Genomic DNA, 18,826 nt, shown 5'->3' with positions numbered 1-18,826 from the left:
AGGTCGGGCCCAGACGGGTGGATGAGTGTGGGTGGTGCGTGCGGTGATCGCGCGTATGGCGCACACCATCGGTTCTGGAGTCCTGATGATCGAAGTGCATGGGCTGACCAAGCGGTACGGCGAGGTCCTCGCCGTGGAGGGGCTGACCTTCGCTGTTCGCCCGGGGGAGGTGACTGGATTTCTGGGGCCCAATGGCGCAGGGAAGTCGACCACGCTGCGCATGATCCTGGGCCTGGACGCCGCCAGTTCGGGCACTGCCACAGTGAACGGGCGGCCTTACGTTGCGCAGCCCGCGCCGCTGAAAGCGGTCGGGGCTCTGCTGGACCCGGGGGCGGTGCTGCCGAGTCGTACCGCGTACCACCATCTGCTGGCGCTCGCGGCCGGGAACGGCATCCCGCGCGGCCGGGTGGAGGAGGTACTGGCGGAAGTCGGCCTGGAGAACGTGGGCCGGCGCAGGACCGGGACGTTCTCGCTCGGGATGCGGCAGCGGCTCGGGATCGCCGCGGCGTTGCTGGGTGATCCGCCGGTGCTGGTCTTCGACGAGCCTCTCAATGGTCTCGATCCGGAAGGCATTGTGTGGATCCGTTCGCTCATGCGGCGGATGGCCGCCGAAGGGCGCGCCGTGCTGATGTCGAGCCACCTGATGAGCGAAATGGAGCTGACCGCCGACCATCTGATCGTCATCGGGCGCGGTCGGCTGATCGCGGACATGACGATGAAGGCATTCATCGAAGCGCACTCCGACCGTGAGGTCCTGGTACGCAGTCCAGAGACTGCCGCGCTGCACCGGATGCTGGCCTCGGCCGTGGACGTGCGCACGGATGGTGCGGACGGACTGGTGGTGACCGGTCTTGAGGCGGCTGAGATCGGGTCGCTGGCCGCGGCCGGCGATGTGGAGCTGCACGAGCTGACACCACGTCAAGTGTCCTTGGAGCAGGCGTTCATGGACCTGACGCGTGATGCGCTGGAATTCCGAACGGAGAAGGCGGAGAAGACGGAGAAGGAGGCGAGCCGATGAGCCGGACGGCCGCGCGGACCCGGCTGGGGATGCTGAGGACAGGGGACGCGCTCGCGCGAGTGCGGCCGCACAGTTCGCCCGCCGCCCCGAAGTCGGCGGGCCGAGCGTCGTTCCGGCACTGTCTGCACGCCGAGTGGATCAAGATTCGTACGATGCGATCGACCCTGTACGTGGTCCTGGGCACCCTGGCGTTCTGTGTGGGGCTCGCCGCTCTGAACGGCACGTCCGCCGGGACCGAGTACGCGGACATGGCGGCTGAGGACCGGGCCGCTTTCGACCCCTTGGCCGTCAGTCTGCGAGGCTATCTGCTGGCGCAGATCGCGCTCGGTCTCCTGGGCGGTCTGGTGATCACCGCCGAGTACGGTGCCCGCACGATCGTCGGCACGCTGACGTCCGTGCCGCATCGGGGCCGGGTGCTGGCGGCCAAGGCCGTGGTGCTGGTGGGTGTGGCGTTGCCGGTCGGGCTGCTGGTGTCGCTCGCCGGGTTTCTCGTCGGGCAGGCGTCGCTGGCCGGGGCGAACGCTCCGCACCTGGGTCTGTCCGATGGTCTGGCGGCGCGCGGCATCTGGGGCGGCGGCCTGTACCTGGCCCTGGCCGCTCTGTTCGGACTGGCGCTCGGCACCGTGATCCGCAGTACGACGGCTACGGTGACGACGCTGTTCGGCGTGATGCTGATCGTGCAGGCGTTCGCACCGGCACTGCCCGGAGCGGTCGGCGACTGGGTGTCGAAGTACTGGCCGCCCATTGCCGGCGGACAGATCATCACCGGCTACCGTGATCCGGCGCTACTGGCTCCCTGGGCCGGACTCACGGTCATGGCGGGGTGTGTCGCGGTCCTGCTGACGGCGGCGTTCATCGTCTTCCGCAGGCGCGACGCTTAGCGGACCAGGAGAAGCCAGGAGAAGCCAGGAGAAGTGGGACTGGACGATCGGTCGGGGGCGGGACGTATGGCGGCATCACAACGGCTGCTGCTGGTGGAGGACGAACCGACGCTGCGTGAGCTGCTGTCGGCGAGTCTGCGGCTTGCCGGGTTCGACGTCGTCTCGGCCGCGACCGGCGCGCAGGCGCTGGCCGCGGTGCACGACCAGCGCCCCGACCTGATCGTCCTGGACGTGATGCTGCCCGATGTCGACGGTTTCGAGGTCGTACGCCGACTGCGTGAGCAGCATCCCGCTCCTGGAGCGGGCCACCCGCCGGTGCTGTTCCTCACCGCACGCGACGCGGCCGAGGACCGGATCAGCGGGCTCAGGGCCGGCGGAGACGACTACGTCACCAAGCCGTTCAACCTCGAGGAGCTCATCCTGCGCATCCAGGCCGTGCTGCGCCGCACCAGCGGTCACCACCCGGACGGCCGGCTGGTCGTGGGCGACTTGGAACTGGACCCCGACAGCCACCAGGTGACGCAGGGCGGGCAGCCGGTGCAGCTGTCCCCGACCGAGTTCAGCCTCCTGCGTGTGCTGATGGAGAACGCCGGACGGGTGCTGTCGAAGGCTCAACTCCTCGAACTGGTCTGGCACTACGACTTCGGAGGCGACGACAGCATCGTCGCCTCGTACATCAGCTACCTGCGCCGCAAGATCGACGCAGGCGAACCGAAGCTGATCCACACGGTGCGCGGCACCGGCTACGTACTGCGCAGGCCCCGGCCGTGAGCGCGTCGCCGGTGCGCGGCCCCGGCCGACGGCTCCCGCTGCGCGGTCCGGGCGGACGGCTCTCGCTGCGCGGCCGACTGGTGATCATCTCCCTGCTGCTGCTCGTAGTGGCCCTGCTCGGCAGCAATGCGCTGCTCGTCGCCTTGCTCCAGCGCAGCTTGGTGCACCAGTTGGACGGCCGGCTGCATACCGCTGCCAGGGTGGCGGCGCGTCTGCCGGACCTGTCCGGCACACCCGGCGATACGGCGCCACAGATGCGGGACACCGTGGAACGAGAGCTGACGGGAGACGTCTATCTGGCCTACCTCGACTCGGACGGGCGCGTACAGCGAGTCCTTCGGCCGGCTACCGCCAGTGCACCCGAGCTGCCGACGCTCGACGCGGCGGCGGTCGACGTACGCAGCGGACATCCCTTCGAAGCCCCGGCCGAGAACGGCGGCGATGCCTGGCGAGTGATCGTCGTATCCGTGGCCGCGCCGGACGACGAGCGGCAGGGGCAACAGGCAGAGGCCGCCCAGGGCGGGAGCGTTGTCGTCGCCGGTTCACTCGCCCAGGTGGACGCGACGATCCGCCGGCTCGGCGTCCGGGTGCTCGTGATCGACTCCCTGGTGCTCGCGCTGCTCGGCGGGGTCGGGTGGTTCGCCGTACGCGCCGGGCTGCGTCCCCTGCGCCGGATCGAGACGACAGCCGCGGCCATCGCGGCCGGCGACCTCTCCCGTCGCGTCCCGAAGCCGGCCTCGACGCGAACCGAGCTGGGCCGCCTGTCCGCCGCGCTCAACGGCATGCTGGACCGGATCGAAGCAGGTGACGCCGCGCGGGCCGCCACCGCCGAACGCATGCGGCGCTTCACCGCGGACGCCAGCCATGAACTGCGTACCCCTCTCTTCGGCATCAAGGGCTTCACCGAGCTGTACCGGATGGGCGGCATGCCCGAACGCACCGACGTCGACGCCGCGATGAGCCGCATCGAGCGGGAGGCAGCCCGGCTCGTCCGGCTGGTCGAGGACCTGCTGCTGCTCGCTCGCCTCGACGAGGACGCCGCCGGTGCGGACCTGCCCCTCCGGCTCACCCCCATGGACCTGCGCACCCTGGCCGCCGACGCCCTGCACGACCTGCGCGCGCTCGACCCCGGGCGCCCGGTCTCCCTCACCGGCCCGGGCGAAGGCCCACCCGGCGGCGCACCGGTCCTCGGCGACGAAGCGCGACTGCGACAGGTGACCTCCAACCTCGTCGGCAACGCCATCGCCCACACCCCGCCCGGCACCCCGGTACGGATCGGCGTCGGCGCCCAGGACGGCCTGGCGGTCCTGGAGTTGTCCGACGAAGGCCCAGGAATGTCACCCGAACAGGCCGCCCGTGCATTCGACCGCTTCTACCGCGCGGACGACGCCCGAGGCCGAGCCGAGGGAGGCGGAGCAGGCCTCGGCCTCTCGATCGTCGATTCCCTGGTGACAGCCCACCACGGCCGGGTGGAGATCAGCACGGCCCCTGGCGCGGGCGCCACCTTTCGCATGCTGCTGCCGCTGCATCCCTAGCGGGACGGCGATCTCGTGGCGCTGGTGAAGCCGGGGCGGTTCAGGTGACCAGGCCTTGGCGGTAGGCGTACACGACGGCTTGGACGCGGTCGCGGAGGTCGAGTTTGGTGAGGATGCGGGAGACGAAGGTCTTGACGGTCTCCGGGCTGATCACGAGGGCTGCGGCGATCTCGCTGTTGGAGAGGCCGTCCGCGATGAGGCGCAGGACCTCCAGCTCGCGGGGGGTGAGCGGGATGTCGTGCGAGGTGCCCTCGGCGGGGCGGATGCGGGCGGCGTACCTGCCCACGAGCCGACGTGTCACCTCGGGGTCCAGCAGCGCCGCGCCCGTGCCCACGGTCCGGATCCCGTGGAGCAGTTGGGCGGGTGGTGCGTCCTTGAGCAGGAATCCGCTGGCCCCTGCGCGCAGCGCCTCGTAGACGTACTCGTCCAGGTTGAACGTGGTCACCACGAGCACCTTGACGGGGCGCGGCACCCCCGCACCGGCCAGCAGGCGGGTGGCCTCGATGCCGTCGAGTACCGGCATGCGTACGTCCATCACCACGACGTCCGGGTGCACTTGGCCGGCGAGATCGACCGCGGCCTGCCCGTCTCCGCACTCGCCGGCCACCTCGAGGTCGGGCTGAGCGTCGATGATCGTCACCAGCCCGGTGCGGATCAGCACCTGGTCGTCACAGACCAGGACCCGGATCGGCGCGGTCACGACGGGCTCCCCGCAGGTATACGCGCCCGTACGACGAAGCCACCGGCCGTCTGCCGGCCCGCGCTGAAGTCGCCACCCAGGACGTCGACCCGTTCGCGGAGACCGGCCAGGCCCCGCCCGCTGCCGCCGGGGGAGGCGGCCTGCGAGCCGGAACCGTCCGTACTGACCTCCACGGTGATCTCCCTTTCGGCGTGGCGCACCTGAACCGAAGTGCGGCTGCCGTGAGCGTATTTGAGGGCGTTGGTCAGGGCCTCCTGCACGACTCGGTAGGCCACGAGTTCGGCGCTGCCGGTCGACTCCGGCGGCGTGCCCTCCTCGGTGAACTCCACCGGCTGCCCGGCCCGGCGCGTCTGCTCCACGAGGGTGAGCAGTCGGCCGACGGCCGGTGTCCTGGCCTCGGCGTGGTGGTCGCTGCCGTGGTCGGGGTTGAGCAGGTCGAGCAGGTGCCGCAGGTCGGTGATGGCCCGTCGGCCGGTGTCGGTGACGGCGGTCAGGGTCTGGTCGAGGCGATCGGGCGCGGCGGTCAGGTAGCGCGCTGCCTCGGCCTGCACGACCATCGCCGTCACGTGATGGGTCACGACGTCGTGGAGCTCGCGGGCGATGCGGGTGCGTTCGGCGGTACGGGTGTCCTCGGCGATACGGCGGCGGCGTTCGGCCTCCGCGACCCGGGTGGAGCGCAGCCATGACCCGATGCCCCACGCGAGGACCAGCGCCAGGTAGAACATCACGAACCCGCTCAGCGGCTCGCCCGAACCGAGCCGGGAGAGCGCGACCGCCAGCGGCATGTACGCCACGGAGAAGAGAAGCGCGGTGGCACGCCGGTGCCGTTCCAGATGGGACCCCACACTCAGCAGCGCGATGGGCAGCGCGGTGCCCGCGAGCGAGTGGTAGCCGCGGAGCTGGTCGACGGCGAAGCCGAGCGACACCAGGGCGAGACAGACGACCGGCCACCGCCGGCGCACGGCGAGCGGGAGGCATTCGAGGGCGATCGCCACGACGGCCAGCGCGTCGAAGGGACGGGCCGGCACGCCGCCGAGCTGTGTCCCGTGGGTGTGGAACGCCGGCAGGAGCGATGCGGCGAAGCACAGTACTCCGAGCGGGAGATCCCGGACCGTGACGTCGGACCTGCGCCACCGATCCGGGGCCCGTCGAAGGCTGATCATCGGGGGAGTTTAGCGGTGGCGTCGATCCGCTCGGCGCGCCGGCGGCGAGGCACCACATGGCCACGCCGGTAGGCCAGCCACATGAACGCGATCGTCGTCAGTACGCAGAACAGCACCGAGTACACACTTCCCTCCGGGCCGAAGTCGCCGCCGGTGAGCAGCGCCGGGCCCGACGTCGCGGAGTCCAGCAGTCCCTGGGGGGTGTCGTTGCCCGAGACCTCGGTGCTGAAGATGCCGGACGCGGCGAAGTTCCAGCCGAAGTGCAGGCCGATCGGCACCCACAGCTTGCGGGTGGCGACGTACGCGGCGGTGAGCATGCCGCCGGCCTCGATGGCGATGGCGGCGGCGCCCCACAGGCCGGCGTCAGGGTTGAGCAGGTGCGACAGACCGAACAGCGCACCGGTCAGCACCAGCGCGATCCATGTGCCGATGCGTTCTTCGGTGATACGGAACAGGACGCCGCGGAACATCAGTTCCTCCGTCACCGCGGCGGCGGCCATGAAGCCGAACAGCCCCACCGCGCCCGTCACCGAGCCCAGGCCGTCGACCTCGTAGTACCCGGAGGTGAAGAGGTTCACCATGACAGCCCCGAACAGCGCGGCGCCGATCAGCGTTCCGCGGACTGTCGCGGCCGGGGCACCTTCCAGGGCCACCTCCGTGGACGGGCGGCGCTCGGTCCGCCGTACCACCCACCCGTAGACAAGCACCGCGAGCACGGCTGTCGGGACGCCGACGGCCAGCTGGAGCCACGGTTTGTCCTCCGCCGCGGCAAGCCCCTGACCACCGAGGAAAGCGACCGCCGCGACGGCCACGAGTTGCCAGACCAGCCTCATGAGAACTCCTACGCCAGATCCGCGACCGGAGTGCCGCGGGCTGTGCAGAAAGCTATGGATCCGACGGCCCGGAATCGTCACCACTCGGTGGACACCTGCGCGTAGCTCGCACGGGGGACAGATTCCATAGGCCGGCCTGCCGCCGGTGGGGCCCCGCCGATGCCCGGGCCAGTCTTCGGAGGGTGCTCAGGTGCGGGCGGCACCGCCACGCACGGGTCCTTCGACATACGACGCCAGGTTGGCCAGCGAGGAGGCGATCCCGGCCTCGTGGGCCGCTTGGTCGATGCCGGGTGGCACGTCCGTGGCGGTGACGGTCACTTCGGTCCCGTCACCGTTGGCAGCGAGGTGCCAGGTCATCGTCATGGTGCCCGCGTACGACGGGTCGTCGGCCTCGAACACCGCCTGCTGCACCACGCGTTCCGGTGGCACCAGATCGGCGAACCCGACCTCGACGACATCCGTCGCATCCGAAGTCTTGCCGGGGCTGTCGGAGGCGTCGAGGTAGGTGAGGACCATCCGGAACCCGCCACCGGGCCGGGGGTCCCACCGCTCGACCCGCCCGCGCATGCCGTCCGGCGGCAGCCAGGCCTCGAGGGAATCCCGGTCGAGGAGGGCGCCGTAGACAGTCGCCGGTGGTGCCGCGATCACTCTGCTGGCGCGGTCGGTTCTGTCCATGGCTCGATTTTAGGGGCGATGAAGTCCTACCTGGTGTTCAGTTCTCGGGGCGGCTTTCAGGTGGGCGGTGAGTTGCTGGAGTGTGGTCCAGGCTTCGGAGGTGGTGCCGTCGCCCAGGGCGTAGTGGAGTGCGGGCCTGTCCGTGGGGCGTGGCGCGTAGTCGGCCATGCAGATCTCGTTACGGGTTCCCTGCTGGACCATGCTTCGAAGAGCGGCGGGTTTCGGCAGGCGCGCTCCCGCGAGCCCGTTGCCTGGCCGTACCCGTGCCGACGGGGCGCCGGCCGGGGCGCCTCAAGGGCGGCTCCTGCGTCGTAGTGGCCACTGCGCTACTGATTGTTACTTTCATTGGGCGCAGGACATCCTGCGCCCAATGAAAGTCTCGGCAGGGCTGGACGTCCGTGAGGTGTCCGTCCAGATGGCCATGGATCTTCATGGTGGCGGCGTTGGGTGGCTGCCTCGTGGCAGTTTTTACGGCCGGGAGCCGTCCGTGAGCATCAGCGTGGGCTGGCCGGTGTGCCGGGCGATCGCCTCGAAGTCGCGGTCGCAGTGCAGCAGGGTGAGGTCGGACAGTTCGGCCACCGCCGCGACAAGAAGGTCGACCGGTCCGGCGCTGCGGTGCTCGCCGTGATCGACGAGAATCTGCTGGACCTGCCGGGCCCGCCGGAAGGTGTCGTCCGGGATCGGCAGCCAGGCGTAGAACCCGCCCAGATATTGTTCCATCTGCTTGTGGTGCGCAGCTGACCGTGCGGAGCGGAGGACCTCCAGCTCCGTGATCTCGCACATGCCGACCAGTCCGGAGTCCAGCGCTTCTCCCCATCCCCAGGTGTCCGCGCCGTGCTGCAGGAAGCGCGCCACCGCTGAGGTGTCAGCCAGGTACTTCACGCAGCCCGTTCCTGGTCGTTGCCGACAGTGAGGCCTGGGCGGTAGGTGGACTTGTCCGTCAGGGCGTCGAGGTCCAGGGCTTCGGCGGCGATACGTTCTGCTGCCATGCGGGCCTCGTGGCGCTTGACCCGGTCGCTGACCTCGCGCAGGGCGCGGTTGACGGTGTCCTTCTTCGTCTTGGTGCCGAATGCGTCCTGCGCCACGGCCAGTGCCTCTTCGTCGATCTCGATCAGTGTCTTGCCCATGTGACACCCCTCATTTGTATATCCAAAATCTAGCATGGATACATAGGAGGGTGGAGGGCACCCAGCGGCAACCCCCGGCTTCGGCACCTGGCCCTCACGGGCTCGCCCGACCTGCTGAACGCGGGGCGCCGCAGGCTCAGCTGCCGTTCAGACCCGCGCGTGGCCGCGAAGCCGGTCGTGACGGTCCCGTCGCGGCTTCCCTGCTGGAGCGCTACGGCCTTCACCGACGGTCATCACGCGGTGGGGTCGTCGAGGTGGAGTTCGTTCACCCACTTTTTGCGCCGCTGCGAGGCCGGGGCAGTGGTGCCGGTAGATGTCCATGGGCTCGGCTTGCTCTGCCTCGAGCAAGCCGAGCCGACTACTCACCGACCGGGCAGGACAGGCCGCAGACGGCGGTGCGAAATGCGGAAATGCGATGGACGCGACGATCTCAACGGCCGTACGTTCGACCGGTCTTGGCCGGTCTCGGCCTTCCCTCGTCCGAACGTCCGAAGAGGTGCATTTGATGACGGTCCAGGTAATCGCGGCCAGCTTCCGCCAGCCGCCTTCCCCAGCCGTTCTGACCTCCTCGGACCGAAGGAATCCCAGTAGTGGATCTGCCACGTAGCTTCACCATCCGCGAGAGCGGACATCGCATCTCCAACCCGTTCACCAGCGAAAAACTGGCCGTCCTGGGTCAGGCCATCAGTCCGTCGCCGGGCACGCGCATGCTCGACCTCGCCTGCGGCAAGGGCGAGATGCTGTGCACCTGGGCACGCGACCACGGTGTGACCGGCACCGGGGTGGACATCAGCACCGTCTTCATCGGCGCCGCCCGCGCGCGGGCCGTGGAGCTGGGCGTGGCCGACCGGGTCGGCTTCGTGCACGCGGACGCGTCGGGCCATGTCGCCGACGATCCGGTCGGCATCGCCGCCTGCGTCGGCGCCACCTGGATCGGCCCCGGCGTGCCGGGCACCGTCGAACTCCTGCGCCGCAGCCTCGTACCCGGCGGCATGATGCTGGTCGGCGAACCGTACTGGCGCCGCGAGCCTCAGGACCAGGCCACCGTCGAGGGCTGCCACATGGCCCGCAAGGACGACCTGCTCCCGCTGCCGGAACTGCTCGAACAGTTCGGCGCCCTGGGCTGTGATGTCGTCGAGATGGTCCTTGCCGACCAGGACAGCTGGGACCGGTACGTCGCGGCGCAGTGGCTCAACATCCGCCGCTGGCTGGATACCAACCCCGACGACGAGCTCGCCGACGAGATGCGCGCGGAACTCACCGCATCACCCGTCCAGCACACCAGGTACCAGCGCGAACACCTCGGGTGGGGCGTCTTCGTACTGATGGACCGCTGACACACCACCCACCGCTGACACCACTCAGAGTGAGCCCCGGCGCAACCAGCCGGGGCTCACTCGCGCGGCACCGCACCTCGGTCGACCGGCTGCCGCAGGCCGGTCGGCGTCCTGCGGACAGCGTCCGGACACGCTGCGGTGACTGGGGTGACCGGCCGGTGTCAGGCCGTCTGCTGTTGCCGGGCCCGGTTCGCGGCCGCTGCCGAGTAGCGGACGGTGAAGAGCGCGGGGAGGGCGAAGCCGGCGACCTTGATGGCGATGGCGGTGGTGGTGGCGTGCGGAGCCACATGCGTTTGTACGTAGAGCGCCACCGCGGTCAGGGTGAATGCCGCCGCCCATACCGAGGTGATCACCGAGTTGATCCGGTAGAAGCGCGGAGTGGCCCACACGTGCTGCGGCGCCATTTTGCGCGCGACGCCCAGAGTGAAGGGCCGCCGGACGAGCAGCGAACCCCAGGCGGTGAGCGCCAGCCAGGCGTCGACGAGCGAGGGGCCGTACTTGATCAGTGAGGAGTCGGGAGAGGCGAAGGAGATGGCAGTGATGATCGCGAAGAAAATGACGGCGCTGGACTCGATCACCATCTCGTCCCATGCCTTGCCGGTCATGCGGTCGTAGCTGACGACCACCAGAGCGACGCCGAGTCCCACCAGGGCGCCGTTGCGCCACTCGTCGCTCGTCGCGACGCACGCGTAGGCGATCCAGGGGAGGAAGCTGATGACGTATCGGATCATGCGCAGCTCCTTTCGGACTCCCATTGCAGCAGGTGAGACCTAATGGGCCGTCAAAGAGGAAGTGCCGTTAAAGCAAAGCCCCACAGCAGAGCTCAGCTCGGTCGTCGAGCACTTCGCCAACGTGCCGCAGTAGTCACGGCCACGTACCGCCGCTGCCCCCAAGACCACCCCGCCGCTGTCAGTCCCCCGTGGAAAGATGACCCTCATCGCGCCAGACGGCGCAGCAACGGTCGAGGAACGGCGTAAGTGCGGGGCAAAAGGGGCGGCATGGCACTCGGTGAGGGGGCGGACGGCAGCCCCGTGTTCGCGCCCGTGGGGCGGAAAGCACGGCACGTGCTGGCGCGGGGCGAGCGGCTGCATCAAGACGCTCTGGCAGTGCTCGACGATCACCGGCGGGCCGTCGAGGCCGTGCGGGCCGCACTCGCGCCGATCCAGGCCGGGCTCGTCGTCGAGGAGTTGGCGGGCATTCCCGTTTCGCGGCTGAAGGACGCCACCGAGGGGCGGTTGCGGATCGCAGCTCTGGAAGCGGCCGGGGTCGGGTCCGTGCGCGAGGTGTACGAGGCGAGCCGGTTCGAGCTGCGACAGATCCCGGGGGTCGGGGCGCAGACCGCCGATCAGGCGCTCGCCGCAGCCCGGCAGATCGCCCGGGCGGTCGAGGAGACCGTGTCCGTACGGATCGACGTCGATCACCCGGAGCCCCGGACCACCGCTCTCGTGATCGCGCTGCGGCGGCTGGTCGAGGCGGGACCCGAGCTGCGCCGCGCCGTGGACGCCGCCGAGCGGCTTGAACGGAAGCTGAAGGTGCTGCTTCCGGCGGCCAGGCCCGCCGGTGGGCGGCTGCGGATGGCGCTGTCCACGAGAGCCCGGCGGGAGAGCGCGCTCGTAGCGGTCGCGGAGCTGCACGAACTCACCGCAGACACCGAAGACGTACGACTGCTGCTGGCGCAGGCCTCCACCGATCTGCTGCGCGAGTCCGCCTCCGAGGCCGAGGCATGGGTCGACTTCGAGCTGCGCTCCACGGAGTACTACAGCCAGCTCGCCGAAGTCGCCGGCAGCGCTCCCGACGTCGCGGCCGCCGAGGGATTCCTGCCGGCGGAGGTCGCCGAGCGGGTGCATGCGCAGGGGCTGGACGACACCCACCGCCGGGTCTCGCTGCGCGGCTACCAGTCCTTCGGTGCACGGTTCGCACTCGCACAGCGCCGGGTGGTGCTCGGTGACGAGATGGGGCTCGGCAAGACGGTCCAGGCCATCGCCGTGCTCGCGCACCTGGCGGCGCACGGGCACAGCCACTTCCTGGTGGTCTGCCCGGCGAGCGTACTGATCAACTGGACCCGCGAGATCCGCTCGCGCAGCACCCTGCGGACGATGCCCGTGCACGGCCCCGAGCGTCGGCACGCGTACGCGGAGTGGCGTGAGCGTGGCGGCGTCGCGGTCACCACCTTCGACGTACTGCACAGCCTGCCCGCGCCGGACAGAGCGACAGCACCCCCGGCCGCACTCGTCGTCGACGAGGCCCACTACGTGAAGAATCCCGACGCCCGCCGCTCCCGTGCCGTCGCTGCCTGGACCGACCGGTGCGAGCGCGTCCTGTTCCTCACGGGTACGCCGATGGAGAACCGCGTCCAGGAGTTCCGTACGCTCGTCCGCTACCTCCAGCCCGAGTTGGTGCCCCAGATCCAGGGAGGGGACGCGGTCGCGGGCCCGCACACCTTCCGCAAGTCCGTCGCCCCCGCCTACCTGCGCCGCAACCAGCAGGACGTCCTCACCGAACTGCCCGCGCTGCTCCAGGTCGACGAGTGGGAGGAGTTCAGCGCCGCCGACCAGGATGCCTACCGCGAGGCGGTCGCCGCCGGGAACTTCATGGCGATGCGCAGAGCCGCGTACGCGGACGCCGAGAAGTCCGCGAAGCTGCAACGCCTGCGCGAGCTGGTGGCCGAGGCGGCCGAGAACGGGCTCAAGGTGGTCGTGTTCTCGTACTTCCGGGACGTACTCACCGTCGTCCAACAGGCCCTGAGAGAGGGCGCGTTGGGACCGCTGGCCAGCGGGGTCCCGGCCGTCCGCCGGCAGCAGCTGGTCGACGAGTTCACGGCGGTCGACGGCCACGCAGTCCTGCTCTGCCAGATAGAGGCCGGTGGCATCGGTCTCAACCTCCAGGCGGCGTCCGTGGTGATCCTGTGCGAACCGCAGGTCAAGCCCACCCTGGAGCACCAGGCCGTGGCCCGCGCCCACCGTATGGGCCAGGTCCGCCCGGTCCAGGTGCACCGCCTGCTCGCCACGGACAGCGTGGACGACCGGCTGCTGCGCATCCTGGAGAACAAGGCCCGACTCTTCGACGCGTACGCCCGCCGCAGCGATGTCGCCGAGGCGACCCCGGACGCCGTCGACGTCTCGGACGGCACCCTCGCCCGCCGCATAGTGGAGGAGGAGCAGCAACGGCTGGCCACAGTCACGTGAGCTGTCGGCGCGCGGTTTATGACGTTGTGTCATGACTGGCGTATGGCGCCTGTGTTACGTCCGTGCAGGGCTCTTGTGCAATTCCTGTGGAAGCCTCAATCTTTCGGCTGACACACAGGGTTGTCACCGAACTTGGCATGACCCTGTCTTCTTTTGTGTGCCTGCACCAGCCCGCACCACCTGCGTGTGCTCCACCGGCACCACCCCCCACCAGCGCGCCACCTATTGAGGAGGATCCCTCAGATGGCAGTGATGCGTCATGCCCGGCGAAGACTTGCCGGAATCGCCACCGGAATCAGCGCGACGGCCCTTGTCGCCGGCCTCGTCACCGCTCTCCCCGCCCAGGCCGCCGCGGCCCCCGTGGGCCCCGTCCGGGCCATCCAGTACGCAGACGCACCCGGGACGATCGCGAACAGCTACATCGTGACCCTCGACGCGGACGTCGCGAAGGCCGGCTCCGCCGAGGGCAGGGCACTCGCCAAGGAGTACGGCGCCACCATCGAGCGTACGTACAAGAAGGCGCTGAACGGCTACGCCGTCGAGGCGACCGAGGCCGAGGCGAAGAAGTTCGCCGCCGACCCGGCCGTCGCCTCCGTCGTCCAGAACCGCGTCTTCTCGATCGAGGCGACCCAGCCCAGCCCGCCCTCCTGGGGCCTGGACCGCATCGACCAGGCGGCCCTCCCGCTGAACCAGAGCTACACCTACGACGACACCGCAGGTGAGGGCGTCACCGCCTACATCATCGACACCGGTGTCCGCATCACCCACACCGACTTCGGCGGCCGGGCGGCCAACGGCTACGACGCCGTCGACAACGACAACACCGCCCAGGACGGCCACGGCCACGGCACCCATGTCGCGGGCACGGTCGCGGGCACGGCGTACGGCGTCGCCAAGAAAGCGAAGATCGTCGGCGTCCGCGTTCTCAACAACTCGGGCTCCGGCACGACAGCCCAGGTCGTCGCGGGCATCGACTGGGTGACGACCAACGCCGTCAAGCCGGCCGTCGCCAACATGAGCCTCGGCGGCACCGTCGACACCGCGATCGACACCGCCGTACGCAACTCCATAGCCTCCGGCGTCACCTACGCCGTCGCGGCCGGCAACGAGACGGTCAACGCCAGCACCCGCTCGCCCGCCCGCGTCACCGAGGCCATCACCGTCGGCGCCACCACCAGCACCGACGCCAAGGCCAGTTACTCCAACTTCGGCACCGTCCTGGACCTCTTCGCCCCCGGCTCCTCCATCACCTCCACCTGGGCCACGAGCGACAGCGCGACGAACACCATCTCCGGTACGTCCATGGCGACCCCACACGTAGCCGGAGCCGCCGCCCTCTACCTGGCGGACAACCCCACCGCCACCCCGGCCGCCGTCCAGACCGCGCTGGTCAACTCCGCCACCACCGGAGTCGTCACCAGCCCCGGCACCGGCTCGCCCAACCGCCTCCTGCGCGTCGGCAGCGGCGGCACCACCCCGCCGCCCACCGGCTCGCGCTTCGAGAACGGCGGCGACTACGCGATCGCCGACAACGCCACCGTCGAGTCACCGCTCGCGGTCACCGGCGTCACGGGCAACGCACCCTCGGCCCTGAGTGTGCCGGTCAGCATCGTCCACACGTACATCGGCGACCTCCAGGTCCAGCTGATCGCCCCGGACGGGACCGCCTACACGCTGAAGGCGTACGGCACGGGCGGCTCCGCCGACAACATCAACACCACGTACACCGTGAACGCCTCGTCGGAGGTCGCGAACGGCACGTGGAAGCTCCGAGTGAGCGACAACGCGGCGCAGGACACCGGGCGGATCGACTCCTGGGCACTTCAGTTCTGAGCCCTGATCATTGACGCACCTTCAGTAGCTCACCATGCGTAACCCTCGTCCTCGCGGTACGGCTTCGGGTCCGTGACCCAGCCCGCCGCGAGGACGAGGCGCGAGCGGCGGTGGACGGCGAGGAAGCCGAAGGGGCGGTCGAAGCGGGAGCCGATCGTGGTGGTCACATAGCGAGGGTCGAGCGCTGCGCTACCAGGAACGGCCGCGATGGCCGTCACCGCCGCGGCGCGGAATCCCAGCGCGCCGAACCTCGCCATGCTCGACTGCCGGGCCGACCCGATGGCCAGGTCAAAGCCGCTGATTCCGGGGAAGTGCCCGCGCTTGGTGTCGCGCGCCGTCGTAAGGCCGAACATCCGGTGCAGCTCCAGCAGATCGTGGTGCGCCGTCATGTCGTACGCCAGGGTCGTCACGTCCAGCGTCGGTGGCCGGGGCCGCAGGCGGCGTACCTTCTCGACGCGCAGACCGGGTCCCACATCGCCGTACGGGAGTTCAGGACCGGGCACGACCGGGTGCGTGCCCTCGATGATGCCGACCCCCGCCCCCAGCACCTGACCCGGCGTCATCCGCTCCTCGCCGAGCAGGAGATGAACATCGATACCGGTGGTGCCGAGCACCTTCAGCTCGGTGACGTGTCCCTCTGGTGTGTCGGCCACACCGACCCGGTCCAGCAGGATGCTGGTGCGGCGCAGCCCCAGGAGCGTCCGCCCGCGCCAGGGCCCGTAGGCGGTATTCACGGGCAGCTCTTTGAAGGGGCGCAGCCACTGCGTACGCATGGCCAGGGCGCTGGCCAGGACCAGCTCGGTGTCCGGCGTCAGCACGACCGGCATACGCTCGATCAGGCCACCGGTCCGCTGCGCTGCCCACGCGTCCAGCGCCGCGCCATCCGTCCCCTCGTCCCCCGTGAGTACTCCGTGCGTCTGTGCCGGCAGCCCTTTCGCCCACTCCTCCCGTAGCTCCAGCGTCCGCTTGGTCCACAGCCCGAGGGCCGAGTCAAGGCCCCGCATCCCGCCCAGGGCCCCCATCAACTCCCGCCCCGCACCAGCCGCTTCCTCGGCCGGCAGCCCCACCGCATCGGCCAGCTCCGCACGTGCCGCACCGCCCGCGCCGTCCGCCAGAAAGGCCAGCAACGGCCAGACGCCGGCGGCCGAGAAGACCGTGCCACCCGTCGCCGCACCGGCCCACCGCGCCGTCAGCCCGTTGACCGCGCCGACCGTCGTCCCGGCAGGCGCCATCGACGCGTTCGTCATCCGCGTTCCGCCCTCCTTCGCCCCACGCTTACCATGCGCCTGTCGTACGTCAGTTCTCGCACAGCTCGGACGAGGAGCACGGTACTAGTGGACATACCTCCGCCCCCTGGGCCGCAGCAGCCCCAAGGCGGCCAGTACTACCCGCCTCCGGGCCCGTACGGCGCACAACCCGGCCAGGGACAGGGACCGTACGGCTATCAGCCCTGGGGGCAACACCCTCCGTACGCTCCTCTTCCTCCCCCTTCCGTCAACGGCTTCGCGATCGCCGCGCTCGTACTCGGCATCCTCTGCTTCCTCCCGCTGATCGGGCTGATCCTCGGCTGCATCGCGCTGGTGCAGATCAAGAAGAAGGGCGAGCGTGGCAAGGGCATGGCGATCGCAGGGATGATCCTTTCCGGGATCGGCACCGCGTTCCTCGTGTTCGCGTTCGCGAGCGGCGGCGCGTCCGAGTTCTGGGAGGGCTTCAAGGAGGGCGCGCGGGAGGGCGCGACCTTCTCCGTCGACAAGGGCGAGTGCTTCGATGCGCCGGGCGGCTCGCTGGAGGGCGTGGCGTACGACGTCGACAAGGTGCCGTGCGCGGGCGAGCACGACGGCGAGGTCTTCGCGAACTTCCAGCTGGACAAGGGCGGTTACCCGGGTGACACCGCCATCACCGAGGCCGCCGACGACAAGTGCTACACGCTTCAGCACGCGTACGCGATGGACTCCTGGGCCCTGCCGGACGATGTCGACATCTACTACTTCACCCCGACCCGGCAGAGCTGGGACCTGGGTGACCGCGAGATCAGCTGCCTGTTCGGCAACGTGGACGCATCGGCCGGCCTGACCGGCTCGCTGCGCAGCGACGAGACCACGCTCGACGCCGACCAGATCGCATACCTGAAGGCGGATCAGGTCCACAACGAGGCGATGGAGTCGGTGCCCCTGGAGGGGGACATCGAGGACGACCTGCCCGGCCACAAGCAGTGGGCGACACGGGTCTCCGGCGCCCTCACCGAGCAGGTCGGCATACTCCGCGGCCACGACTGGGGCGCCGACGCGCAAGGCCCGGTCACCGCGCTGGTCAAGGACCTCGACGCGGCCCAGAAGGAGTGGCAGAAGGCCGGCACGGCAGCCGACCTGGACGCCTACTACGAGCACTACGTGAAGGCCGAGAGCCTCACCGACCCCAAGGGGACGATCACCGCACGCAAGGCTTTGGGCCTTGCCACGACCCCGCCGACTTACGACGAGGAGCCTGGCGAAAGCGGCGGCAGCACCGGGGGTGGCGGCGCCGAGGTGTGACAGTCGGCCATACGCAGATCTCGGCGTCCATAGCGGAGAGAAAGCGCCTGGTAAAGACCTGCCCCACCCTCTGTCATCACATCGAGTGATTCTCTGGCCTTTACTTGCTTGATACAACCCTGGGTTGCCACGCTGTTGCTGTCTGTACAACCTGATGGGAGCGGCCAGTGGCATTCGGTGAGCAGCCGGCGTACCTCCGTGTCGCGGGTGATCTCCGCAAGAAGATCGTCGACGGCTCGCTGCCACCCCACACCCGGCTCCCGTCCCAGGCCAGAATCCGCCAGGAGTACGGCGTTTCGGACACGGTAGCCCTGGAGGCCCGCAAGGTGCTGATGGCCGAGGGGCTGGTCGAGGGCCGCTCGGGATCCGGTACGTATGTGCGCGCACGTCCCGTGCCACGCCGCATCGCCCGCTCCGGGTACCGGCCGGAGAGCGGCGCCACCCCGTTCCGCCAGGAGCAGGCCGACGCCGAGGCGCGCGGCACCTGGGAGTCGCACAGCCGCCAGGGCGAGGCGAGCGCCGCGATCGCCTCGCGGCTGGCCATCGCTCCGGGTGACCGCGTGATGTGCACGCAGTACGTCTTCCGGGACGCAGGCGAGACGATCATGCTCTCCACGTCCTGGGAACCGCTGGCCGTCACGGGCCGCACCCCCGTGATGCTCCCCGAGGAGGGCCCCCTCGGTGGCATGGGCGTGGCCGAACGCATGGCGGCCATCAACATCATCGTGGACAACGTCACGGAGGAAGTCGCCGCGCGGCCTGGTCTCGCGGAGGAGCTGGCCGCTCTGGGCGGTGTTCCTGGCCACGTGGTCCTGGTCATCCAGCGCACGTTCTTCGCGTCGGGCCGGCCGGTGGAGACGGCGGACGTGGTGGTACCGGCTGACCGGTACCGGGTGTCTTACCACCTGCCGGTGAGGTAGTCGGCTACCTCACCGGCAGGTGGGGTCGGGTGCCTACGGGGGTGGTGGGTTCGGGTCGTTGGCGACTGCGGGCCGTCGGTGGCTGGTCGCGCAGTTCCCCGCGCCCCTAAAAACCTGCGCCTACCCGGGCCCCGGGAAAGCCCGCACCCCCAACGCTCCCGTGGCTTCTCTCCGGCGGGAGGGGGCGTGGGCCGGTGCGTCGTATGCCCGTCGCTTAGGTCCGGTCTCGGAGAACCAGGACCTTGTACCAGGCCAGGGCCGTATGCCCGCCCTGCGACGGGCTGACGCACCGGCCCACGACCCCGCACCCCCCACCC

18 protein-coding genes are annotated in these 18,826 nt (G+C 69.9%); 9 read left to right on the top strand and 9 right to left on the bottom strand.

Annotated elements, in window-relative coordinates:
- Positions 1-85 precede the first annotated feature (85 nt).
- The 4 genes from OP79_RS41045 (at position 86) to OP79_RS41030 (ending at position 4,205) form a co-directional block, all read left to right on the top strand.
- Positions 86-1,018 (top strand): ABC transporter ATP-binding protein, encoded by a 933-nt coding sequence (locus OP79_RS41045; RefSeq protein ID WP_033328133.1) that lies wholly within the window; start codon positions 86-88, stop codon positions 1,016-1,018.
- Positions 1,015-1,899 (top strand): ABC transporter permease, encoded by an 885-nt coding sequence (locus tag OP79_RS41040; RefSeq protein ID WP_033328113.1) that lies wholly within the window; start codon positions 1,015-1,017, stop codon positions 1,897-1,899. The genes OP79_RS41045 and OP79_RS41040 overlap by 4 nt, the downstream gene beginning before the upstream one ends.
- A 66-nt stretch (positions 1,900-1,965) precedes the next feature.
- The gene (locus OP79_RS41035; RefSeq protein ID WP_033328132.1) at positions 1,966-2,670 is read left to right on the top strand and encodes a response regulator transcription factor; all 705 of its coding nucleotides are present in this window, start codon (positions 1,966-1,968) and stop codon (positions 2,668-2,670) included.
- Entirely contained in the window at positions 2,667-4,205 is a 1,539-nt protein-coding gene (locus tag OP79_RS41030) for a sensor histidine kinase (RefSeq protein ID WP_078492336.1), read from the top strand. Before OP79_RS41035 ends, OP79_RS41030 begins: the two co-directional genes overlap by 4 nt.
- A 40-nt stretch (positions 4,206-4,245) precedes the next feature.
- On the opposite strand, the gene OP79_RS41025 is transcribed toward OP79_RS41030, so the two are convergent.
- The 7 genes from OP79_RS41025 to OP79_RS40995 form a co-directional block, all read right to left on the bottom strand.
- Positions 4,246-4,905 (bottom strand): response regulator, encoded by a 660-nt coding sequence (locus OP79_RS41025; RefSeq protein WP_033328112.1) that lies wholly within the window; start codon positions 4,903-4,905, stop codon positions 4,246-4,248.
- Complete coding sequence (locus tag OP79_RS41020; protein WP_033328111.1) at positions 4,902-6,068, bottom strand: sensor histidine kinase; 1,167 nt, start codon at positions 6,066-6,068, stop codon at positions 4,902-4,904. Before OP79_RS41020 ends, OP79_RS41025 begins: the two co-directional genes overlap by 4 nt.
- Entirely contained in the window at positions 6,065-6,901 is an 837-nt protein-coding gene (locus OP79_RS41015; protein WP_033328110.1) for a CPBP family intramembrane glutamic endopeptidase, read from the bottom strand. The genes OP79_RS41020 and OP79_RS41015 overlap by 4 nt, the downstream gene beginning before the upstream one ends.
- Before the next feature lie 186 nt (positions 6,902-7,087).
- Positions 7,088-7,576 carry an SRPBCC family protein gene (locus OP79_RS41010; RefSeq protein ID WP_033328109.1) on the bottom strand — a complete coding sequence of 163 codons (489 nt, stop codon included), beginning with the start codon at positions 7,574-7,576 and terminating at the stop codon, positions 7,088-7,090.
- Positions 7,577-7,585: 9 nt separating this feature from the next.
- Positions 7,586-7,777, bottom strand: coding sequence for a DUF6177 family protein (locus OP79_RS41005; RefSeq protein ID WP_033328108.1), 192 nt, complete (start codon positions 7,775-7,777; stop codon positions 7,586-7,588).
- Positions 7,778-8,044: 267 nt separating this feature from the next.
- Complete coding sequence (locus tag OP79_RS41000) at positions 8,045-8,458, bottom strand: PIN domain nuclease (protein ID WP_033328107.1); 414 nt, start codon at positions 8,456-8,458, stop codon at positions 8,045-8,047.
- Entirely contained in the window at positions 8,455-8,703 is a 249-nt protein-coding gene (locus OP79_RS40995) for a type II toxin-antitoxin system VapB family antitoxin (protein WP_033328106.1), read from the bottom strand. The genes OP79_RS41000 and OP79_RS40995 overlap by 4 nt, the downstream gene beginning before the upstream one ends.
- Before the next feature lie 590 nt (positions 8,704-9,293).
- Here OP79_RS40995 and OP79_RS40990 point away from each other — a divergent pair.
- Positions 9,294-10,040, top strand: coding sequence for an SAM-dependent methyltransferase (locus tag OP79_RS40990; RefSeq protein WP_033328105.1), 747 nt, complete (start codon positions 9,294-9,296; stop codon positions 10,038-10,040).
- 161 nt (positions 10,041-10,201) lie between these two features.
- Here the strand turns inward: OP79_RS40990 and OP79_RS40985 are convergent, their stop codons facing one another.
- Complete coding sequence (locus OP79_RS40985; RefSeq protein ID WP_033328104.1) at positions 10,202-10,771, bottom strand: DUF3159 domain-containing protein; 570 nt, start codon at positions 10,769-10,771, stop codon at positions 10,202-10,204.
- Between the two features lie 267 nt (positions 10,772-11,038).
- Here OP79_RS40985 and OP79_RS40980 point away from each other — a divergent pair, with 267 nt between their 5' ends.
- Together OP79_RS40980 and OP79_RS40975 are read left to right on the top strand one after the other, a co-directional pair.
- Positions 11,039-13,225 (top strand): DEAD/DEAH box helicase, encoded by a 2,187-nt coding sequence (locus OP79_RS40980; protein ID WP_033328103.1) that lies wholly within the window; start codon positions 11,039-11,041, stop codon positions 13,223-13,225.
- Positions 13,226-13,468: 243 nt separating this feature from the next.
- Positions 13,469-15,058 (top strand): S8 family peptidase, encoded by a 1,590-nt coding sequence (locus OP79_RS40975; protein ID WP_033328102.1) that lies wholly within the window; start codon positions 13,469-13,471, stop codon positions 15,056-15,058.
- A 29-nt stretch (positions 15,059-15,087) separates the two neighbouring features.
- Here OP79_RS40975 and OP79_RS40970 read toward each other — a convergent pair whose 3' ends face one another.
- The gene (locus OP79_RS40970) at positions 15,088-16,305 is read right to left on the bottom strand and encodes a serpin family protein (RefSeq protein ID WP_033328100.1); all 1,218 of its coding nucleotides are present in this window, start codon (positions 16,303-16,305) and stop codon (positions 15,088-15,090) included.
- An 87-nt stretch (positions 16,306-16,392) separates the two neighbouring features.
- Between OP79_RS40970 and OP79_RS40965 the strand changes: the two genes are divergently transcribed.
- Together OP79_RS40965 and OP79_RS40960 are read left to right on the top strand one after the other, a co-directional pair.
- On the top strand, positions 16,393-17,589 hold the full coding sequence (locus tag OP79_RS40965) for a DUF4190 domain-containing protein (RefSeq protein WP_033328098.1): 1,197 nt from the start codon (positions 16,393-16,395) through the stop codon (positions 17,587-17,589).
- Between the two features lie 167 nt (positions 17,590-17,756).
- Positions 17,757-18,509 carry a GntR family transcriptional regulator gene (locus OP79_RS40960; protein WP_033328097.1) on the top strand — a complete coding sequence of 251 codons (753 nt, stop codon included), beginning with the start codon at positions 17,757-17,759 and terminating at the stop codon, positions 18,507-18,509.
- Positions 18,510-18,826: the final 317 nt, after the last annotated feature.

This window comes from Streptomyces yerevanensis (assembly GCF_000716805.1).
GTDB classification, from domain to species: Bacteria; Actinomycetota; Actinomycetes; order Streptomycetales; family Streptomycetaceae; genus Streptomyces; species Streptomyces flaveus.
This window is presented reverse-complemented; position numbering and strand designations above follow the sequence as displayed.